Here is a 19,482-nt window from a genome sequence, read left to right on the forward strand (position 1 = left end):
AGACGATTAATTTAAAAATGCTGTTGGAAGTTGGTGGCATTTTGATTTTCTAGAAAGTTATAAGTGTTGTATAATGATTTTAAGGGAGGCGTTCTCAATGAAAGAAAGTTATAAAAAAATTCTTGTAGCAGTGGATGGTTCTACCGCTTCTACTGATGCATTCAATGAAGCATTGAACATAGCTGAACGTAATGGAGCAAAACTTTTTATACTTACAGTTGTGGATTATAAATTTTCTTTAGGAGATCCAGCATTTATTAATGATGCATTAAAATTCCATCTTAACAATGCTGAAATCGAGCTCGAGCAACTCATTGCTAATTCAGATATCAGTAAGTTGGACTACGAAACTAAAATTGATTCTGGAAATCCTAAACGGAAGATTGTCGATTACGCAGTTGAAACGCAAGTAGACTTAATTATTCTTGGATCAACCGGCAAGGGTGCAGTGGAACAAGCTATAGTGGGATCTACTACAGCGTATGTAGTAAATCACGCAAGTTGTAATGTCATGGTTGTAAAGCCATAATTTTAAAGAAAAAAAGAAGGGGTTCTATTCAATCAATGAATAGAACCCCTATTTTTGTATGTTTTGAAAACCACTTGCTCTGCGAGTGGTTCCGGAGAGCTTCCAGCGTGGTATTAAAAAGACCTCCCAAAATTGATAAACTGATGTTGGTTTCCCGACCGCATCACAATCAAATTTAGGAGGACCCTTTATGAAAAAGGATACTGAAAGTTTAGCACATACAAAATGGAGATGTAAGTATCACATCGTGTTTGCACCGAAATATCGAAGACAAATAATCTATGGAAAATATAAACAAAGTATTGGAGAGATTCTACGAGAATTATGTGACAGAAAAAAAGTAGAAATCTTGGAAGCAAATGCGTGCAAAGATCACATTCATCTGTTAGTTAGTATTCCACCAAAATTAAGCGTGGCACAATTTATCGGGTATTTGAAAGGAAAAAGCAGCTTGATGATTTTTGATCGACATGCAGAACTGAAATATCGGTATGGAAACCGAAAATTTTGGTGTAAGGGATATTTCGTGGATACGGTTGGAAGAAATAAGGCGCAGATAACAGAATATATTCGTAATCAAATACAGGAAGATTATGTAGCAGATCAACTCACATTGTTTGAAGAATATGATCCGTTCACAGGAAAGAAAAACAAAAAGAAGTAACGAGAGATTCTTTTAGAATCAGCGAGTAAAAGTGGTGCGAGAGGGAAAGCTTTCAGAAAGCCTTTTAGGCTATGGCCGGTAATAGAGGCTTTCAGCCGCAGAGCAAACCACCCGTTCACACGGGTGGTTTTGATTATTGGGATAGTAGGGCTCGAACCTACACTTACCTGATTCAGAGTCAGGCGCCTTACCAATTTGGCCATATCCCAATTAAGAACAGAAAAAAGTATAACGCTAGTTTTCCTATTCTTCAAATGAAAAGACTCGATTATTTTTTACCCGCTTGTTTTAAGGCAGCTAAAATAATATTCCCGTCAGCAAAACCTAAATTGATCTTGACCACTTCGGTGCTGAAAACCAGGGTTAAGCGAATCCCGTTTAGCTTTTTCTTACCACTAATTTCTTTGCACTGGTATAGATTGTATTTATAAGACTTTTGCTTGCTCAAAGCATAAAGTGTACTTCCTGATATTCCGTATGCAGTCAAACCTTCTTGCTCCTTTATACTTTCGTACTTATGAAAACCGATAAAAGAAAATGAAAAATTTGTTTTTGGAAATTCCGCTAAGAAGTTAGTAAATAATAAGACGCCCTTTTCTTCCGTAGTGTTGTAATTGATTCCATATTTTTTGGTAAATTGAAAGAGTTCTTTTGCTGTATTCATAAAAACCTCGCTTTTCTTGATAAACTAAGTATAAATCTTGTTTCTTATTATAGAAACCATTTTTATCGGCTAAAACGACGAGTGTTAATAAATTCTGAAATAGCCATAGTTATCAATAAAAAGCCAAAAATTTGAAAAAGAAACATCAAGCTGCTGAAAGGGTTAAACAATAAGAAGAAACCCGCAACAATCATCAAGGCGCTGTATATGACTTGGGCCATAACTGGAAAACCATTTCTTTTCGCAGACCAGCTTTGAAGAAATTGACCAATGGCAAAGATCAAAATAATAAAACCTAAGAACATCGGCAAAATACTGATAATTCCTTTTGAAAACCAAAGGATTACAAATGCGATAATAATTCGCGTAATTCCGCTAGTAGTTTCAAACCCAACATTTCCAGTATATTTTTTTGCTTTTACCCCACGGATGATTTGCATGATACCGAAGATTAGTAGATAGAAAAAGATGATATACACGATCCCTCTGAAAACACTACGTGGTGAAATCAATATAGCAATTCCAAGTATTAGATAGAAAGCACTTCTCAAATAGCCGTCTTTTTTTATTGAATCGATAAAATTTAACATGAACGATCACTCCTTTGAAATGATTTTACCTGATTTAAGTTTTTTTTGCGACTGAAGCGAAGATTTCGATTGTAAACCATTCCATAGTTAGGTATAATTGCGAATAACATTGATCCAAAAGCTAGACGAACAAATGAATGTCGATACTGGAGGGCTTACTTATGAATGAAGAAGAAATTGAGCTAGGAAGAAGTTATCGCTGCCACCCAATTGGGTTCGAAGAATGTGTTGAAGGCGAAGTAATTTCTAAAATGACAAATTGTGCTGTCGTACGTATCAATCAGTGTGAAGAGATTGATCAAGAGCAGCGAGATGACAAATCTAACATGGTCGTGGTAAAATATTCTAATTTCATTCCAAGTTAGAAGGCGGTTTTTTTGAATATATTTACAGTGTTACTGGGGATATTTACGATCGTTCTGTATGTATTCCTATTAATAGCTCGCAGAGATATCGTTATTCCGGTTTTTAAACGACGTAGACAATATCCTTTTTATCTTTTTTTAGCGCTGCTGATCTTGTGGATTGGCTTTACTAGTTGGCAAGATTTTAATGGTCGTGTTCAGACTGTCTTCGCCGCGTTAGTGATGCTGAGTTTTCTGCTAGATAAAAGAGGGTTTACTGAAGAGCAGTTACTTCTTTTTAGTTTAGATAATCGTGGGATACCATTGAATGAGATCGAGCGTGTCGTTTTGTTTCAAGAAGATAGTGGATTGATAAAACTTAACTATTTTCGCAAGGATCGACGTGGTCCGATTTTGACTTTTGATTATTCTTTGACAGAGTTTGTTGTTTTTTTGTCTACACACCTTAGTGAAGGCAGTACGTTAGAGATATTGACTAAAGAGGATCAAGATAAAAATGGAAAGTAAAAGATGGCGGTTGCCATCTTTTTTTTGTCATTTTATTAGCCAGTTTAAATATAAAAAAAGGTATGATCAAAAATGATCACACCTTCATTTCAGAGATTAATGAAAAACGCGGAAACGTTCGTCATCAGCTAAAAATTCTTTTTCATTTGCTTCGCCTTCTTTAGAGCCGAAAACCAATTGTGAACGTAATTGCCAGTTTGCAGGAATATCCCATTCTTCTGCAACAGCGTCATCGATAACTGGATTGTAATGTTGTAAGTTTGCGCCAAGGCCTGCAGAAGTTAACGCAGTCCATGTATTTGCAGTAGCAATCCCGTTTGATTGTTCTGCCCAATCTGGGAAGTTATCAGCGTATAGTGCAAATTGTTCTTGCAAATTCTTCACAGTATCTGTTTCTTTAAAGAATAATACGGTACCGTAAGCTGTTCTAAAGCCATCAATTTTTGCTTGTGTATTAGGGAAAACTTCAGCAGGAGTTAATGGTTTCAATGCTTCTTCAACGATGTTCCACAATTTTTCATGTGCATCACCGAAAAGAATTACTGCACGAGGAGATTGTGCGTTAAAAGCCGTTGGGCTGTTTTTAATAGCATCTTTGATTACTTCTGTAACTTCTTCTTCAGATAATTTAACGTCACGTCCTAATGCATAATGTGAACGACGTTCTTTTAATGATTCTAAAAATTGAGACATAATAATTCCACCTTTTTGTTTTTTTCTTTGTTAACAATGATTACTTTATCATCTTACAAAAAGTAAGGAAAGAAATATGCTTGAGAAAAATAAAAAACTTTTTAGCTAAAGAATAACTGCTGATAAATGAATCAAATATGATAAACTACTATTATGATCGTTAGAATGGAGGTTCGCAAGTGAATATAAAAGAGGCAGCAAAGACAATTATTTATTTTTTGATTTTAGCAGCGATTTTAATCGGACTACGACATTTTGTTTTTACACCTGTCGTTGTTAAAGGGGATTCTATGGACCCTACATTAGCAGATGGCGAACGCGTGATTGCTCTAAAGAACACTGAAATCAAACGTTTTGACATCGTAACTTTTCCAGCACCTGACGATGAAGGAAAAAATTATATTAAACGTGTAATTGGTTTGCCTGGCGATACGATTGAATATAAGGATGACCAGCTTTATATCAATGGAAAGAAAACGGATGAACCTTATTTGGATGAGTACAAAGGTGAATTAACAGACAGTCAACCGCTGACTTATGATTTTAACTTAAAAGACCTATATGGCTCCGAAAAAATTCCTGAAGGCGAATTATTCGTTTTAGGAGACAATCGTCGCATCTCTAAAGACAGCCGAATCATTGGAATGATCAAGGAGAAAAACATCATGGCCGATGTGAAGTTTGTTTTTTGGCCATTAAATCGATTTGGAACTGTGGACTAGCATTTTTTGCTAGTCTTTTTTTGAGTACTATTTATCTTCAATTATGCGTCTTTTTGACGGAACTGTTATAATAATCGAGTAACATCACTTGAAGAAAAGAGGGGGAACGATAACGATGCCATTACAATTTTTGTTAGGTGCTGGTCAAAACGATTCGGTAGAACGAATGGTCCAAACTGCGGAAGATTGGTTAAAACAAAATATAGAGAATCGTGTGTTTTTCATAGTCCCCAATTATAATAAATTTGAGCAAGAGATTCATCTCTTGTCAGCTATGAAGAAGGGGAACCACACAACAGAATTCAGTACGATACGCACACAAGTTTTTAGTTTCCAGCGACTTGCTTGGTATTTTTTACAGCGAGATGGACAGGTTCCTGGAAATATTTTATCAGAAGCAGGGAACGCAATGATTTTGCGAAAAATTCTGAAGGAACAACAAGAAGAATTAACGATTTTTCGCGGAGAAGTAAATAAAACAGGATTTATTCAACAATTGGCAGGTTTTTATCAAGAGATGCAAATTGGAAATGTATCGGTAGAGGACTTAGCCGAAAGTGGAAGCGACCAAGATCAAGTATTGAAATTACAAGATCTGAAAAAAGTATTTGCTGCGTATGAGGACGCATTGCTTGAATACAATGTAGCGAACGAAGACCCGCTACAGTTGCTGCATACGTATTTAGAGAGTCAAAATTTGTCAAACTGCCTGTTTATCGTAAGTGGGTTTACGCGATTTAATGCACAAGAGTTAACTATTTTAACTACATTGATGACTTGTGGAGAGCTACTTGTTTCGTTAGAACTTGACCGTCCATATCCTAACGAAGAACCGAATCCTTTGAATTTATTCGCGGACCCTGGAAAAACATATCATCAGTTGAAGAGTCAGGCAGACATTCAAAAAATTCCCGTTCGTACAGATCAATTTTGTCTTAAAAAAACTTCAGTATTCAATCAAGTAGGAGATTTTTGGGCAAATCAGAAAACGAGCGACTTAGCCCATACGAATCAACTAAAGATTACTAAATACGCCACGATCGCCGATGAAATTCGTAAAGTTGGCGAAGAAATTCGTCGATTAGTCAGGGAAGAGGGGTATCGTTATAACGATATTCAAATTTTGCTTCGCAAGCCGCAATTTTATAATAGTGTTTTGCCTGATGTATTTAATAAATTGGACGTCCCGTTTTATTTAGATGAGACGCAAGAGATGGCGGCACATCCGTTAATCGAGTTTTTACAGGCTCTTTTTTTAATGGATAATTACCATTATCGCATTAACGATGTTTTCCGAATGCTCCGTACAGAGCTGTTCGCGCCATTCGATTGGGCGAAGGACGCGTGGTTTGCTGAACAACAATGCTACAGGGAAATGATTGATTTAACAGAGAATGTTTGCTTGGCCTATAACTTTAGAGGCAGCGCGTGGACAAAAGAGGCAGAATGGGAGTTTGTTGATTACGATTTCGAAGCAGAGGTTTTTAAGGATGCAAAGGAATTAGAGTCAACAACAAATGACGTTCGCCGTTCCGTACAACAAATCGTCCCAGATTTTTTTAAAAAAATAAAACAAGCTGAAAACGGGGTAGAAGCTGGCACGATTTTTTATCACTTCATGGAAGCCAGCGGTGTAAAACGCCAATTGTTGTATTGGCGAGACCAAGAAGTTTCTAAGGGAAATCTTGATAAAGCTCGAAATCATGAGCAAACATGGCAAGCACTTCTAGATCTTTTGGACGAGTATGTATTGATCTACGGCAACGACTCATTTGAGTGGGAAACTTTCCAAGAAATCTTTTTAGCAGGATTAATGAATCTGACATATGGGAAAATTCCAACCGCTATTGATCAAGTTCGCGTCAACGATTTAGAACTAGCACGAGTAGATCAGATGAAAGTCACTTTTGCTATTGGCTTAAACAACAATGATTTTCCAGCTCGTTTTGATGACAAGGGTCTTTTGACTGCTGAGGAACGTGTTGCTTTTAATCAAAACCTGCCTGAAGGAAAGTTCTTACCGGAAAGCAATAGCTCAAAAGTAAATCGAGAACCTTTTCTGGCTTATTCAGTTTTCTTGTCTGCAACGGATAAGCTTTATTTGAGTGTAGCGACTACTGTAGACGGAGAGAAGAAGTTAGACGTTTCTTCCTTTTTGAAGCAATTAAGCCAAGGCCTCCATCTTTCAATTAAAGAAAATGAAGCCCTACAATTGATGAGTTTGCCTGAAAACCATTTGGGAACGATTCGAACACTGCTTTCTGACCTTATTGCTCTCAATCGAATGGCACAGGATGAAAATCGTCCGTTACTGCCTGCTTGGAGAGAATTGCAAAAATTTATTCAAAATAGCACCATCGCTCCAATGGCACAACGAGTTTTTAAAAGCTTACAAGATTTAAATGTCCCGCGCGCATTGCTTCCCGAAACAGCCGAACGCTTGTATGGAAAGAATCTTTATGTTTCAGTTTCACGGATTGAAAACTTTTATAACTGTCAGTATAAATATTTTGCGAACTTTGGATTGGGTTTAAAGGAGCGCACAGTATACGGATTAACTCCTGCAGCTGCAGGAGATTTCTACCATGAAGCATTGGATCATTTTTTCCGTTTGATAAAAGAACAAGGGATTCGATTGGCAGAGTTAAATGAAGTAGAGCGTAACCGATTAGCCGATCAAGTATTAAAAGACGTTTTCGGTGAGTTAAAATTTGCAATTTTGTCTAGTTCAGCACGAATGAACTACATTCGATACCAATTGTCACGCACGATACAAAAAGTCAGTTGGGGATTGGTTCAGCAAGGAATGCGTACAAGTTTTGAACCCCAACAAACCGAGGTTGTTTTTGGCTCTATCGGTGGCGAAAAAGGAATTCCGGGAATTAAATTGCCCCTTTCAAATGGTGGTGAAGTCTCGATCCGAGGGAAAATCGACCGATTGGATCAACTAAGCAGTACAGAAAGTAACTGGCTAAGTGTCATTGACTATAAGTCGAGTCCGCATAGTTTTAATGTAGCAGATGCCTATTATGGTATCGCCTTGCAATTGATTACGTACTTGGATGTAGCGGTAACCGATTTTAGTCAGGCAAATGACAAGCAAATAAAACCAGCAGGGGCCTATTACCTCCATGTTCATAATCCTGTTCTAAAGGATCCTAAAAATGTCGAAAAAGACATGCTAAAAGCCTATCAATATGATGGCTTGTTTGCAAAAGAGCCGGAGCTATACGATCAGTTAGATCAGAGCTTGCTGGAAAAAGAAAATTCTTTATTGTTCCCAATAAAAAAAGATAAAAATGGACAAACTGTAATCGTGTCACAATCTAAGGATAAGTTTTACGACTTAGATGAAATGGAGCTTTTACGACAATACAATCGAGAAAAAATCCAAAAGGCTGGTAATCAGATTGTTTCTGGAGAAATTAAATTAAATCCGAGTTACAAGGATAATCAACGAATCGCTTGTCAATACTGTCCATTTCGCAGCGTTTGTAAATTTGATGCCATGCTGAAAGAAAATAATTACCACCGCTTAGAGAAGCTCTCAAAAGAGGAAGTTTTGAAACGAATGGAGGACGAACTACATGACAACTAATTTTCCTATCCCTCCAAAGGCGCCAAACGAAATGTACACCGATTCTCAGTGGCAGGCGATTTACGACCAAGGAACCAACTTGTTAGTATCCGCCTCTGCTGGATCTGGAAAAACTGCTGTGCTGGTCCGTCGCGTGATCGAGAAAATCAAACGACAACAATTATCATTAGACCAGCTTTTAGTTGTGACATTTACTGAAGCAGCGGCCAGTGAAATGAAGGAACGTATCCAAACTGCGCTGCAAGAAGCAATCAACGAGGAAACAGATCAAACTTTAAAGAATCATTTTACCCGGCAATTAACGTTACTGCCGATGGCGAATATTTCAACGCTGCATTCATTTTGCTCTAAAGTCATTCAGCGTTTCTTCTATCTAATTGATCTAGATCCGAGTTACCGAATGCTGACAGACGATACAGAAACGATCTTATTAAAAGAGGATGTGTGGGATGAGCTGCGGGAGACGTTTTACGAAGAAAATCAGGAAATCTTTTATCGCTTAACTGAAAATTTTTCAAATGATCGAAGTGATAGCGGATTAGAGGATTTGATTCTTTCCATGTACGAATTTGCCCGGGCAAATCCCAATCCTTTTGAATGGTTGGAAGGATTAGTAGATAATTACCGAGTAGAAAGTCTCGTTGATTCCGATTTATTTAAGAATGTTATTCGTCCGCAAGTCTTAGAGACCCTAAAAGAGATAGAACAAACGTATCAATGGATGATCACTGCTAGTCAGGGAACCGAAGACCTATTAAAAATCCATGAACTTGCAGAAAAAGAATGGACGATAACTAAACGCATTGCGCAGCTAGTGACAGAAGGCCATTTGGATGAGGCATTCACTACATTTGAGATGATGAAATTTACTGCATACCCTTCTCCAAGAAAAAAAGAGGTGAAGGAGCTTTATGGAGATGTCATAGCCGAATGTAAAAACTATCGTGACCAAGCAAAGCAAGGTTTGACAAAAATCAAAGAGATGTATTTTTCCGTTTCACCTGAAGAACAGGTAGCACGTCTTTTAGAAGCCCTGCCGATTGTTGAAGAATTGGTTCGAGTGGAAAAACTTTTTATTGATGAGTATTCAGCTAAAAAGCGTGAAAAAGGAATGCTGGATTTCAACGATCTTGAACATTTTACCTTACAAATCTTGCAGACAGAAGTCGATGGAAACAAACCAGCAGAGCTATATTATCAGAAACGGTTTGCTGAAGTCCTGGTTGATGAATATCAAGATATTAATCAATTACAAGAAACAATCTTGCGTTGCTTAAGTTCGGATTCCCCAGGAAATCTTTTCATGGTGGGCGATGTGAAGCAATCCATCTATGGGTTTCGTTTAGCTGATCCGACATTATTCATCGAAAAGTATCATGATTTTGCTGAGGAAAACGATGGACGCAGAATTATTTTAGCAGAAAATTTTCGTTCTCGAAAAGAAGTCCTTGATTTTACAAACTTAATCTTCACGCAGCTGATGGACCAAAAAGTCGGTCAAATAGAATACGATAAACAGGCGGAATTGATTAATGGATTTTCTGCATTTCCAGAAACGGATACTTTTTCACCAGAAGTATTGATCTATCAAAAAAATGGGGATGTGCCAGAATGGATAGAAGATAAATCCATGGGTGAGATTTTTATGACAGCATCTAAGATTCGGCAACTGATCGACGGAAAATTTGAAATTTACGATAAGAAATTAAAGGCGATGCGGCCTGTCCGTTATGAGGACATCGTCATGTTGACACCAACGAGAAGTAATAATTTAACAATCTTAGAAGTATTTAAGCAGCTAGGGATTCCGCTAGCAATCAACGACACTCAAAATTATTTTCAATCGACGGAATTAAGAGTGATGATTTCTTTACTACAAATTATTGACAATCCCTATCAGGATATTCCTTTAGCCGCCGTATTACGATCGCCGATTGTTGGACTTCAAGAGGAAGAGTTAGCACAGATTCGACTAGTTCTTCCGCAAAAAGAGTACTATCAAGCAGTAAAGAAATATATAGAAGACAATGAGGATTCTGTAGCTGAGAAACTTGAACTATTCATTTCGCAATTAAATGATTGGCGGGAATATGCTCGACGTGAAGCATTAGCGTATTTGCTAGTAAAAATTTACAATGAAACAGCCTATTTGGATTATGTTTTAGGAATGCCCGCTGGTCAGCAACGACACGCCAATTTATTAGCACTGATTGAGCGAGCAAAAGATTATGAACGAAGCAGCTTCCGCGGATTGTATCAATTTATCCGATTTATTGAGAAGATGCAGGAGAAAGATAAAGACCTCGGTGAACCTCCGACTGAAGAGCTTCAAGACGCGGTAAGGGTGATGACGATCCACGGAAGTAAAGGGTTGGAGTTCCCGATTGTATTCCTAATGGATATGAGTAAAAGCTTCAATGTGCAAGATACTCGTAAAAATTATGTTTTCGATGAACGATTGGGTTTGGGTGTAAAATTACTAACGCCAGATGTGAGAATTAGGAAGGATACATTGCTTTTCCAAACAGTTAAGCAAAAGAACTTGAATAAATTATTGTCAGAAGAAATGAGAAAGCTTTATGTTGCTCTTACGCGTGCGGAACAAAAATTATTTTTAGTAGGTTCTTATGACGATGAAGAAGCAGCGTTTAAGGAATGGAGCAAAGGCGCATTGAACGACACGCTCGTTTTAGATGCCGGACTTAGAAGCGGTCAAAAAAGCAATTTCTTGGAATGGGTAGGACTCACATTATTCAGGCATCCTATCATGGAGCAGTATCAAAAAGAGTATGCAGTAACGCATCCAGTTGCTCTGAAACAACATCCAGCGGTCTTTAAAATAGATTTTATAGATCCGCAAAAAATCGCCGAAGAGGTTCAAAGTTATCTTCCTGAAATTAAAACACTGGATATCCCGCAAGGTGCCATTAATATTCAGCCTATAAAGACAAAGCTTATTTATGAGTATCCTTACCCCGAGGCAACTCGAACGACAAGTTATCAATCTGTTTCTGAACTGAAACGTTTATATGATGACCCTGATAATCGAGAGCCTTTGGATTTGACCACGACAACTGCGCCTACACAGTACCGATTTACTGAAACAGTGCTAGGCGAACCAAAATTTTTAGGAACTAAAAGAGAAGTCTCTGCTGCTGAAATTGGAACAGCGACGCATTTAATTATGCAGCTATTGCCTGTTCATAAAGCTCCCGAAAGTGATACAATTCGTGAATTGATTGATAAATTAGTTTCCCGCCAGACGCTGACACACGAAATTGCCGAAAGAATTTCAGTTGAAAGTATCCAAAATTTCTTTGAATCAGAGATCGGGCAATTTGTGATTCAGAATGCCAGTCGGCTACATCGCGAGGAACCCTTTGCGATGCTTCTGCCTGCAGATCAATTGTTTCAAGACTATCAAAATCAAGACGAGATTTTGATCCACGGGATTATTGATGGGTATTTAGAGTTTGATGATAAATTGATTCTATATGATTTAAAAACAGACTACTATACGCCAGAAAGAGAAGGACAATTGCTCACTCGCTATCGCGGACAGCTAAATTTATACAAAGAAGCCCTTGAAAAAGCAAAGAAAAAACCTGTCAAAGCAGCATACCTTATTTTCTTACAAGGAGACAAAGCAATTGATTTGTTAAAAACTCCTTAGTGCTAGGCAAGTTATACTTATAAAAGGTAAGTGATGTGCTATACTCTCTCTATCGAGGTGAGAATTATGGAACAAGTAGAAGTAATGGACTTTTCACTCTGTCCAAAATTTGAGAAAGGTTTTCAAATTTTAGGCAAAAAATGGAACGGTTTGATTATTGATGTATTGTTAGAAGGTGGACCTCAAAGATTTGTCGATATTGCTGCGATGATTCCAGACGTCAGTGATCGTGTATTGACCGAGCGGTTAAAAGAGTTAGAAGCAGAAGGTATTGTAGGTCGAGTGATCTCCTGTGGAAGTCAAAAACGAATGGATTATTGTCTGACGAAAAAAGGCGAAGCTTTAAAAACAGTGATGAAGGAAATTCATCAGTGGGGCGATACATGGATTACAGACTCAGAATGTAGTTGATAAATTTTTTGATTTCTTGTAGTATTGGGATAGTCAATTGAATAGTTTAAAAAGCGTTGATGGAAAAGAGTAGTCTTTTTGATCTTTAAGGGAATGTCTGTCGTTGACTGTGAGCAGGCTAAGAAGAGAAAAGATGAAGTTCACTTCTGGAGCTTGTCGTAAGACCGGCATAGCCGTTAGAAAGTGAGAGCGTCAGCTTATGTTTTGTTGACGAATTAGGATGGTATCGCGAGACCTCGTTCCTTTGTGGAACGGGGTCTTTTTTTGCGAGTTTCTCTTCATATCTCGTAAGCGAAAAGAAACTGTCGGCTCTTCACTATGTGGTATTAGACTAAGTCGTGACAGGGATAGGAGTCCATTTAATTCATTTATAATTTGATAGATCATTCGTTGAGGTCTATCTTTTAAAGCAATAGGGAAAGGAAGAAAACAATGAGTTTACAAGAGCAATTAGAAAAACTAAAAAGCCAAACGTTAGAAAAAATCAATGCCGCTGAAGAACTTTCCAATGTGGAAACGATTCGTGTTGAAACGTTAGGGAAAAAAGGACCAATTACGGAAGTATTAAGAGGGATGCGTGATCTTTCATCCGAAGAACGGCCGAAAGTCGGTGCCTTCGCTAATGAAATACGAGACCTTTTGACGAAAGCCGTTGAGGAAAGAAAAGCGATTTTGACGGAGCGTGCGCTAGAAAAGCAATTAGCAGCAGAATCTTTAGACGTAACTTTACCAGGTAAAAAAGTTTCTCATGGAGCGCGCCACGTATTAACTCAAATTATGGAAGAAATTGAAGATACATTTGTCGGCATGGGGTATCAAGTAGTGGAAGGAACAGAAATAGAATCTGATCATTATAACTTTGAACGTATGAATTTGCCTAAGGATCACCCTGCTCGTGATATGCAAGATACCTTTTATATTTCTGATGATGTGTTGCTACGCACCCATACTTCGCCTGTTCAAGCGCGCACGATGGAAAAACACGATTTCTCTAAAGGTGCGCTTCGCATGATCTCGCCAGGAAAAGTTTTCCGTCGCGATACAGACGACGCGACCCATAGCCACCAGTTCCATCAAATTGAAGGATTAGTGGTTGATAAAGGGATTACGATGGGTGACCTGAAAGGAACCTTGGAAGTATTGTTAAAAGAATTATTTGGTGCAGATCGAAAAATTCGTTTACGGCCAAGTTACTTTCCATTTACTGAGCCTTCTGTTGAAGTGGACGTCAGCTGCTTTAAATGCGGAGGAAAAGGATGCAACGTTTGCAAGTATACTGGCTGGATTGAAATTCTAGGTGCCGGCATGGTTCATCCCGATGTATTAGAAATGTCAGGGATAGATTCAAAAGAATATTCTGGCTTTGCATTCGGCTTAGGTCCAGACCGAATTGCTATGTTGCGTTATGGAGTCAATGATATTCGAAATTTCTATTTAAACGATGTTCGTTTCTTGGAACAATTCAAGGGGGAGTAAGTAACAATGTTAGTGTCATATAAATGGTTAAATGAATATGTCGATGTGAAAGATGTCGCACCGAAAGAGTTAGCTGATCGTCTTTCATTGACAGGAATTGAAGTAGAAGGTTTAGAATCACCTGAAGAAGGTTTGAAAAAGATTGTTGTCGGGGATGTCAAAGAATGCATTCCACATCCTGATTCGGATCATCTTTCTGTCTGTCAAGTGGATATCGGTGAAGACGAGTTGTCTCAAATCGTCTGTGGTGCACCAAATATTAAAGCGGGTGTAAAAGTTATTGTTGCACTGCCAGGATCTCGTATCGCTGGAAATGTGAAAATCAAAAAAGGAAAAATGCGTGGGCAAGTTTCTAATGGGATGATTTGTTCTTTACAAGAAGTAGGATATAGCGATTCCGTGATTCCTAAAGAATATGCGGAAGGCATTTATTATTTGCCATCCGATGCAATCGCAGGGGAACCTGTTTTTTCATACTTGGAGATGGATGATACAATTATCGACTTGTCAATCACTCCTAATCGTGCAGATGCTTTGAGTATTCGCGGCGTTGCACATGAAGTAGCGGCTATTTACGATAAAAAAGTGAACTTTCCCGCTGTAGAATTAAAAGAAGCAACTGAAAAAGCAAGTGATCGAATCAAAGTTTCAGTGACTGACACAAAAGACGCGCCGCACTATGAAATCCGCATTATTGAGGATGTAAAAATTGGTCCAAGTCCACAATGGCTGCAAAATCGTTTGATGAACGAAGGCATTCGCCCGATTAGTAATGTGGTGGATGTAACGAATTATATCTTACTGTTGTTTGGTCAACCGTTGCATGCGTTTGATTATGACAAATTAGGCAGCAAAGAAATTAAGGTTCGTCGCGCAAAAGAAAATGAACCATTAACTACGTTAGACGGTGTAGAACGGACGTTGAATTCAGAAAACATTGTCATCACGAACGGAGATATTCCGGTCGCATTAGCCGGTGTCATGGGGGGGTTGGATTCAGAAATTTCTGATGAAACCACTACTGTTGCGTTGGAAATGGCAATGTTTGATCATACACTAGTTCGTCGCACCTCACAAAGCTATAATCTTCGAAGTGAAGCTTCGATGCGTTTTGAGAAAGGGATCAATCAAGGAGAAATCAGTTTAGCTGGCGAAGTAGCGGCAGCAATGATCGCGGAATTAGCAGGAGGAAAGGTACTTCAAGGTGCAGTCAAAGGCAGTGAAGTTCATCCAGAAAATGTTGAGGTAAGCACGACACTTGAGAAAGTCAATCGCTTCTTAGGGACAGAGTTGACTCAAGATCAAGTCACGACTATTTTCCATTCACTTGGTTTCGATTCAAACGTACAAAACGGCATTACAACGGTCAGTGTTCCTCCGCGTCGTTGGGACATTACGATTGAAGCAGATTTAATGGAAGAAATCGCACGTATCTACGGGTATAATAATTTGCCTTCGACATTACCAGAAGGGCAAACTGTTGCTGGCTTTTTAACTGGCGCTCAAAAAGCTACGAGAAAAGTAAGAAGTCTCTTAGAAGGTGCTGGATTAACTGAAGCTATTAGTTATGCACTGACTACGGAAGAGAAAGCCCAACAATTCTTGTTGAAGGAAAGCAAAGTAACGCGTGTAGCGTGGCCAATGAGTGAAGAACGTTCTACTATGCGGCTAAATTTAATCAGTGGAATGCTGGAAGATTTAGCTTACAATGTAGCTCGTAAGAATAATGATGTAGCTTTTTATGAGATTGGGCATGTTTTCTATCAAAATAATGATCCTAAAAAAGATCTACCGATTGAAGAGAACCATGTTGCAATTGCTGTAACAGGGAATGTAACTAATAAAACTTGGTCAGGAAACGCTGAGTCGTATGATTACTTTGCGGTGAAGGGGCAAGTAGAAGAATTGATTGAAGGATTAGGACTTACAAAAGAAATTTCATATAAGTCTATTCAAATGACTGAAATGCATCCCGGTCAAACGGCGGGTATCTTTTTAGGGGAAACGTTGATTGGGTTTGTTGGTCAAGTGCATCCTAAAATAGCCTCAAATTATGAATTAAAATCGGCATATGTAGCTGAACTAAATCTGGAAGCTTTAATAGAAGCTGAGAAAGCTCCTTTAGTCTTTGAAGCAGTATCCAAATACCCGGCTGTGAGTCGAGATATCGCAATGCTAGTAGAAGAAACAAATACAAATGCAGAGATTGCTGAAGTAATTAAAGCTGCTGCAGGAAAATTCTTAACAAAATTACAAGTATTCGACGTGTATCAAGGTGCAAATATCGAAGCGGGTAAAAAATCTATAGCCTACAATTTAACATTTGTAGATCCTCAAGCAACGTTAACTGACGAAGAAATCAACCGTATCATGAATAAAGTAACGAAGAAGCTAGAAGAAAAATTACAAGCCGTTATTCGCTAAAACATAGACAGCCCTCAAGTTTTCTTTGAGGGCTGTTTTTTTACCAGTATTTAAAAAGCAGTTTAGCTTGCTTGCACTTCACTCGTTACAATGACATCCACACCGGTTCCTAAAAGGTTCTCAATTGCAATGTCACCAATTTGAACGGGGGCTTTTAATTGCACGTTGTTTATTTCTTTCATTGCCGTTAATACAGCGTTTTTTGGTATCCCATCCGCCGTTTTTACAGAACAGAGACGAGTGTGTCCGTCATATACAGCAACAGTGGAAGTTACCACACGTACTGGATGAGTGGCTTCAGCTTTTCCATACTTTACGCCTTTATTGCAACTATGACCGCTAACTTGATAATCGTTGGATTCATCTACCGTTAAATGGCACCCTTTTGGACACATAATGCAAATAAAATTCTTCATGTTTTTGACACCTCCTCCACGCACACTTCCATTTCTCCATTCTTAACTTTGTCTAACACTTTTCTCGATAATTCTATTTTTTCCATTTCACCGGGAACGATATAACTTTTTTTCAGCTTTGCTATAATTTCACCTTGTGATTTTACCACAATTTGACTGTCGTCAAATACTTGATTGACGCGGAAGAATAGTTCAATTCTGCGATCAATATTTTCTTGACGAATATGTTGTGGTACCACGTAGGTTACGTGAGCGCCATTTTTCACGGCAATCGTTGTCTCTGTTTTTTGTTCGTGATTCAAAATAAATGAAGCTGCTGAATTTCCTGCTCTTATGCTTTCAGCAGTAACAAAATCAACGAGATCATGAACATGTACGACATTGCCACATGCGAAAATTCCTGGAACAGAGGTTTCCATATTTTCATATACAAACGGACCATTTGTTTTTGAATCTAGCGCTAATTGGGCGTCACGGCTAAGTTCGTTCTCTGGAATCAATCCAACAGACAATAGAATTGTATCGCAATCAAAAATTCTTTCCGTACCAGGTATAAGCTGTCGTTTTTCATCTACTTCGGCGACAACGACTTGCTCTACACGACTTTTTCCACGAATGTCCGTAATTGTGTGGGAGAGATAGAGGGGAATATCATAGTCATCTAAGCACTGGACAATGTTTCTAGTTAACCCCCCAGAATAAGGCATCACTTCAATACAGGCTAAAACCTCGGCACCTTCTAAAGTCATTCTTCGAGCCATGATCAGTCCAATGTCTCCTGACCCTAAAATAATGACTTTTTTCCCAACGAGGTAGCCCTCCATATTGACATATCGCTGAGCGGCCCCCGCAGTGAAAATGCCTGCAGGGCGGCTACCAGCGATTCCTATTGCACCACGAGTCCGTTCACGGCAACCCATAGCGAAAACGATTGCTTTTGACTTCAAAATCTGATAACCCGCTTCTTTATTTACAATATGAACTTCTTTCTCTTTAGTAACCTCTAGAACCATCGTATCCAACAGGACTTCAATAGTTGTTTGATGAATTTTTTTAATAAAACGGTCTGCATATTCAGGTCCAGTCAATTCTTCCTTGAAGTAATGCAAACCAAATCCGTTATGAATACATTGATTCAAGATACCGCCTAATTGTTGATCCCGCTCAATAATTAAAATATCATTGATCCCATTTTCATAAGCTACCATGGCTGCAGCCAATCCAGCAGGACCGCCGCCGATCACAATCAAATCATGCATGTTTGTATCCACCTTTCGTTTCCTCTACTAGGAGGTAGCTGCCTTCACGATCTTGTAAGATTTCTAATGGAGACTCTTTTAATTCATCTGCTAAGATTTCAACCACTCTTGGCCCACAAAAGCCACCCTGACAGCGTCCCATGCCAGCGTTGCATCTGCGCTTGATTCCATCCACTGAAACGGGAGGAATAGGGGAATGAGCAGCAGCTCTGATTTCACCCTCAGTGATTGTTTCGCAGCGGCAAATCACTCGACCATAGTCTTTATTGTCAGAAATAAGACTATTTTTTTCATCTAGACTGAGTTCTTGGAAAACAATTTTTTTACGAGAATCTATAAATGATTGTTTTTTATCAAACTTTTTTTGAACAGATTTTTCAAGTAACGAGATACCATAAACAGCAATTGCGGGTGCAGAGGTGAGCCCAGGAGACTTAATGCCAGCTAAATCAATAAAACCAAAATCTACTTCTTGTAAAACAAAATCATCTGTAGAATTATTTGCTCGAACGCCTGAAAAATTCCGAATAGATTGGCGCAAATTCAAAGCAGTAATCGATTTTTTTGCTAAATTCGCAACAAAATTTAAGCCTTGGATCGTGTTGCCGGTATCTCTTCCAGTATCCAGTTCGTCTTTAAAGATTTTTTCAGAATTCGGCCCGACGACTAAATTCCCATGAACAGTAGGGCTGATTAAAACACCTTTACCAACACTAGAAGGGCACTGGAAAATCACATGGTTGACTAGCGATCCTTCTGATTTATCTAGTAAATAATACTCTCCGCGATTTGGAGTAATTTCAAAATTAGGAGCAGCAATCATAGTATGAATATCATCTGAATGGATACCGGCGGCATTGAATACATATTTTGTTTGATACTGTCCTTGATTTGTTGTTATTTTGTAACCCGCTTGATTTTTTTCGATGGCCATCACACGGTTATTTCGTGCAATTTCTACACCATTAGTTACTGCAGTTTCTGCTAATGCCAAACAAAATTCCCACGGATTAACAATTGCGGCAGTTGGAGCAAACAATGCTCCTAATGCATTTTCGGAAAGATTTGGCTCTTTCTCTAACAATGCTTTTTGATCCAATACTTCTAAGCCGAGCACGCCATTCTGTACGCCCCGTTCATAAAGCAATTCGACGAGAGACAATTCTTCATCTGAAAAAGCAACGACAAGCGAGCCGATTTGATCATAGTGAACAGAAAGCTTTTTGCAGAGTTCTTTTGCGCGTTCAGCGCCTTCAACATTTAATTTTGCCATAAGAGAGCCTGGTTCAGGGTCAAAACCCGCGTGCATTATAGCGCTGTTGGCTCTGGTAGCGCCTAAGCTGACATCATTTTCAGCCTCTAATACTAATGTCTTCAGGGAATACTTACTCAGTTCATAGGCAGTCGCGGCACCAACGATTCCGCAACCGATTACAATTACATCATACATAGATTTTCCTCCTAAATCGTCTATTAATTCGAATTGACGTA

General features: G+C 38.6%; 16 protein-coding genes, 1 tRNA gene and 1 other annotated feature. Of the genes, 10 read left to right on the forward strand and 7 right to left on the reverse strand.

Annotated features, from left to right (window positions below):
• Positions 1-97 precede the first annotated feature (97 nt).
• Positions 98-529, forward strand: coding sequence for a universal stress protein (locus IGI66_RS06605; RefSeq protein WP_087654141.1), 432 nt, complete (start codon positions 98-100; stop codon positions 527-529).
• A 190-nt stretch (positions 530-719) separates the two neighbouring features.
• Positions 720-1,193, forward strand: a complete 474-nt coding sequence (gene tnpA, locus IGI66_RS06610; protein ID WP_301521143.1) for an IS200/IS605 family transposase — start codon at positions 720-722, stop codon at positions 1,191-1,193.
• Positions 1,194-1,329: 136 nt separating this feature from the next.
• On the opposite strand, the gene IGI66_RS06615 is transcribed toward tnpA, so the two are convergent.
• The 3 genes from IGI66_RS06615 to IGI66_RS06625 form a co-directional block, all read right to left on the reverse strand.
• Positions 1,330-1,402 (reverse strand) — tRNA-Gln (locus IGI66_RS06615).
• Between the two features lie 59 nt (positions 1,403-1,461).
• Positions 1,462-1,857: a hypothetical protein gene (locus IGI66_RS06620; RefSeq protein WP_438848160.1), complete on the reverse strand. Its 396-nt coding sequence runs from the start codon at positions 1,855-1,857 to the stop codon at positions 1,462-1,464.
• Between the two features lie 62 nt (positions 1,858-1,919).
• Entirely contained in the window at positions 1,920-2,447 is a 528-nt protein-coding gene (locus IGI66_RS06625) for an HdeD family acid-resistance protein (protein WP_010780855.1), read from the reverse strand.
• A gap of 161 nt (positions 2,448-2,608) precedes the next feature.
• On the opposite strand from IGI66_RS06625, the gene IGI66_RS06630 reads away from it, so the two are divergent.
• Positions 2,609-2,812: a hypothetical protein gene (locus IGI66_RS06630; protein ID WP_010780854.1), complete on the forward strand. Its 204-nt coding sequence runs from the start codon at positions 2,609-2,611 to the stop codon at positions 2,810-2,812.
• 12 nt (positions 2,813-2,824) lie between these two features.
• The gene (locus IGI66_RS06635) at positions 2,825-3,319 is read left to right on the forward strand and encodes a hypothetical protein (protein WP_114524376.1); all 495 of its coding nucleotides are present in this window, start codon (positions 2,825-2,827) and stop codon (positions 3,317-3,319) included.
• 96 nt (positions 3,320-3,415) lie between these two features.
• On the opposite strand, the gene IGI66_RS06640 is transcribed toward IGI66_RS06635, so the two are convergent.
• Positions 3,416-4,012 (reverse strand): nitroreductase family protein, encoded by a 597-nt coding sequence (locus IGI66_RS06640; RefSeq protein ID WP_010780852.1) that lies wholly within the window; start codon positions 4,010-4,012, stop codon positions 3,416-3,418.
• A gap of 179 nt (positions 4,013-4,191) precedes the next feature.
• On the opposite strand from IGI66_RS06640, the gene lepB reads away from it, so the two are divergent.
• The 6 genes from lepB to pheT all read left to right on the forward strand — a co-directional run bounded on the left by lepB (position 4,192) and on the right by pheT (position 16,316).
• Positions 4,192-4,734 (forward strand): signal peptidase I, encoded by a 543-nt coding sequence (gene lepB / locus IGI66_RS06645; RefSeq protein WP_114524378.1) that lies wholly within the window; start codon positions 4,192-4,194, stop codon positions 4,732-4,734.
• A gap of 115 nt (positions 4,735-4,849) precedes the next feature.
• The gene (locus tag IGI66_RS06650; RefSeq protein WP_438848163.1) at positions 4,850-8,332 is read left to right on the forward strand and encodes a PD-(D/E)XK nuclease family protein; all 3,483 of its coding nucleotides are present in this window, start codon (positions 4,850-4,852) and stop codon (positions 8,330-8,332) included.
• Entirely contained in the window at positions 8,322-12,005 is a 3,684-nt protein-coding gene (addA, locus tag IGI66_RS06655; protein WP_438848165.1) for a helicase-exonuclease AddAB subunit AddA, read from the forward strand. Before IGI66_RS06650 ends, addA begins: the two co-directional genes overlap by 11 nt.
• A gap of 66 nt (positions 12,006-12,071) precedes the next feature.
• A complete protein-coding gene (locus tag IGI66_RS06660) occupies positions 12,072-12,416 on the forward strand; it encodes a winged helix-turn-helix transcriptional regulator (RefSeq protein ID WP_010780848.1) in 345 nt (114 codons plus the stop codon).
• 47 nt (positions 12,417-12,463) lie between these two features.
• Positions 12,464-12,663, forward strand: a binding site (T-box leader).
• Between the two features lie 185 nt (positions 12,664-12,848).
• Positions 12,849-13,892 carry a phenylalanine--tRNA ligase subunit alpha gene (pheS, locus tag IGI66_RS06665; RefSeq protein ID WP_438848167.1) on the forward strand — a complete coding sequence of 348 codons (1,044 nt, stop codon included), beginning with the start codon at positions 12,849-12,851 and terminating at the stop codon, positions 13,890-13,892.
• Positions 13,893-13,898: 6 nt separating this feature from the next.
• Positions 13,899-16,316 carry a phenylalanine--tRNA ligase subunit beta gene (gene pheT / locus IGI66_RS06670; RefSeq protein ID WP_438848169.1) on the forward strand — a complete coding sequence of 806 codons (2,418 nt, stop codon included), beginning with the start codon at positions 13,899-13,901 and terminating at the stop codon, positions 16,314-16,316.
• Positions 16,317-16,378: 62 nt separating this feature from the next.
• Here the strand turns inward: pheT and IGI66_RS06675 are convergent, their stop codons facing one another.
• The 3 genes from IGI66_RS06675 to IGI66_RS06685 are packed head-to-tail and all read right to left on the reverse strand — an operon-like array spanning position 16,379 to position 19,441.
• A complete protein-coding gene (locus IGI66_RS06675) occupies positions 16,379-16,732 on the reverse strand; it encodes a DUF1667 domain-containing protein (protein WP_010780845.1) in 354 nt (117 codons plus the stop codon).
• Positions 16,729-17,991 (reverse strand): NAD(P)/FAD-dependent oxidoreductase, encoded by a 1,263-nt coding sequence (locus IGI66_RS06680; RefSeq protein WP_438848171.1) that lies wholly within the window; start codon positions 17,989-17,991, stop codon positions 16,729-16,731. Before IGI66_RS06680 ends, IGI66_RS06675 begins: the two co-directional genes overlap by 4 nt.
• The gene (locus tag IGI66_RS06685) at positions 17,984-19,441 is read right to left on the reverse strand and encodes an NAD(P)/FAD-dependent oxidoreductase (RefSeq protein ID WP_438848173.1); all 1,458 of its coding nucleotides are present in this window, start codon (positions 19,439-19,441) and stop codon (positions 17,984-17,986) included. The genes IGI66_RS06680 and IGI66_RS06685 overlap by 8 nt, the downstream gene beginning before the upstream one ends.
• Between the last annotated feature and the right edge of the window lie 41 nt (positions 19,442-19,482).

The organism is Enterococcus sp. AZ048 (assembly GCF_051715125.1).
Taxonomy (GTDB): domain Bacteria; phylum Bacillota; class Bacilli; order Lactobacillales; family Enterococcaceae; genus Enterococcus_A; species Enterococcus_A gilvus.

Excerpts from the sequence above, each read along its gene's own strand:
- IGI66_RS06605 (WP_087654141.1), top strand. The coding sequence starts at position 98 with ATGAAAGAAAGTTATAAAAAAATTCTTGTAGCAGTGGATGGTTCTACC.
- tnpA (WP_301521143.1), top strand. The coding sequence starts at position 720 with ATGAAAAAGGATACTGAAAGTTTAGCACATACAAAATGGAGATGTAAG.
- IGI66_RS06620 (WP_438848160.1), bottom strand. The coding sequence starts at position 1,857 with ATGAATACAGCAAAAGAACTCTTTCAATTTACCAAAAAATATGGAATC.
- IGI66_RS06625 (WP_010780855.1), bottom strand. The coding sequence starts at position 2,447 with ATGTTAAATTTTATCGATTCAATAAAAAAAGACGGCTATTTGAGAAGT.
- IGI66_RS06630 (WP_010780854.1), top strand. The coding sequence starts at position 2,609 with ATGAATGAAGAAGAAATTGAGCTAGGAAGAAGTTATCGCTGCCACCCA.
- IGI66_RS06640 (WP_010780852.1), bottom strand. The coding sequence starts at position 4,012 with ATGTCTCAATTTTTAGAATCATTAAAAGAACGTCGTTCACATTATGCA.
- IGI66_RS06650 (WP_438848163.1), top strand. The coding sequence starts at position 4,850 with ATGCCATTACAATTTTTGTTAGGTGCTGGTCAAAACGATTCGGTAGAA.
- addA (WP_438848165.1), top strand. The coding sequence starts at position 8,322 with ATGACAACTAATTTTCCTATCCCTCCAAAGGCGCCAAACGAAATGTAC.
- IGI66_RS06660 (WP_010780848.1), top strand. The coding sequence starts at position 12,072 with ATGGAACAAGTAGAAGTAATGGACTTTTCACTCTGTCCAAAATTTGAG.
- pheS (WP_438848167.1), top strand. The coding sequence starts at position 12,849 with ATGAGTTTACAAGAGCAATTAGAAAAACTAAAAAGCCAAACGTTAGAA.
- pheT (WP_438848169.1), top strand. The coding sequence starts at position 13,899 with ATGTTAGTGTCATATAAATGGTTAAATGAATATGTCGATGTGAAAGAT.
- IGI66_RS06675 (WP_010780845.1), bottom strand. The coding sequence starts at position 16,732 with ATGAAGAATTTTATTTGCATTATGTGTCCAAAAGGGTGCCATTTAACG.
- IGI66_RS06680 (WP_438848171.1), bottom strand. The coding sequence starts at position 17,991 with ATGCATGATTTGATTGTGATCGGCGGCGGTCCTGCTGGATTGGCTGCA.
- IGI66_RS06685 (WP_438848173.1), bottom strand. The coding sequence starts at position 19,441 with ATGTATGATGTAATTGTAATCGGTTGCGGAATCGTTGGTGCCGCGACT.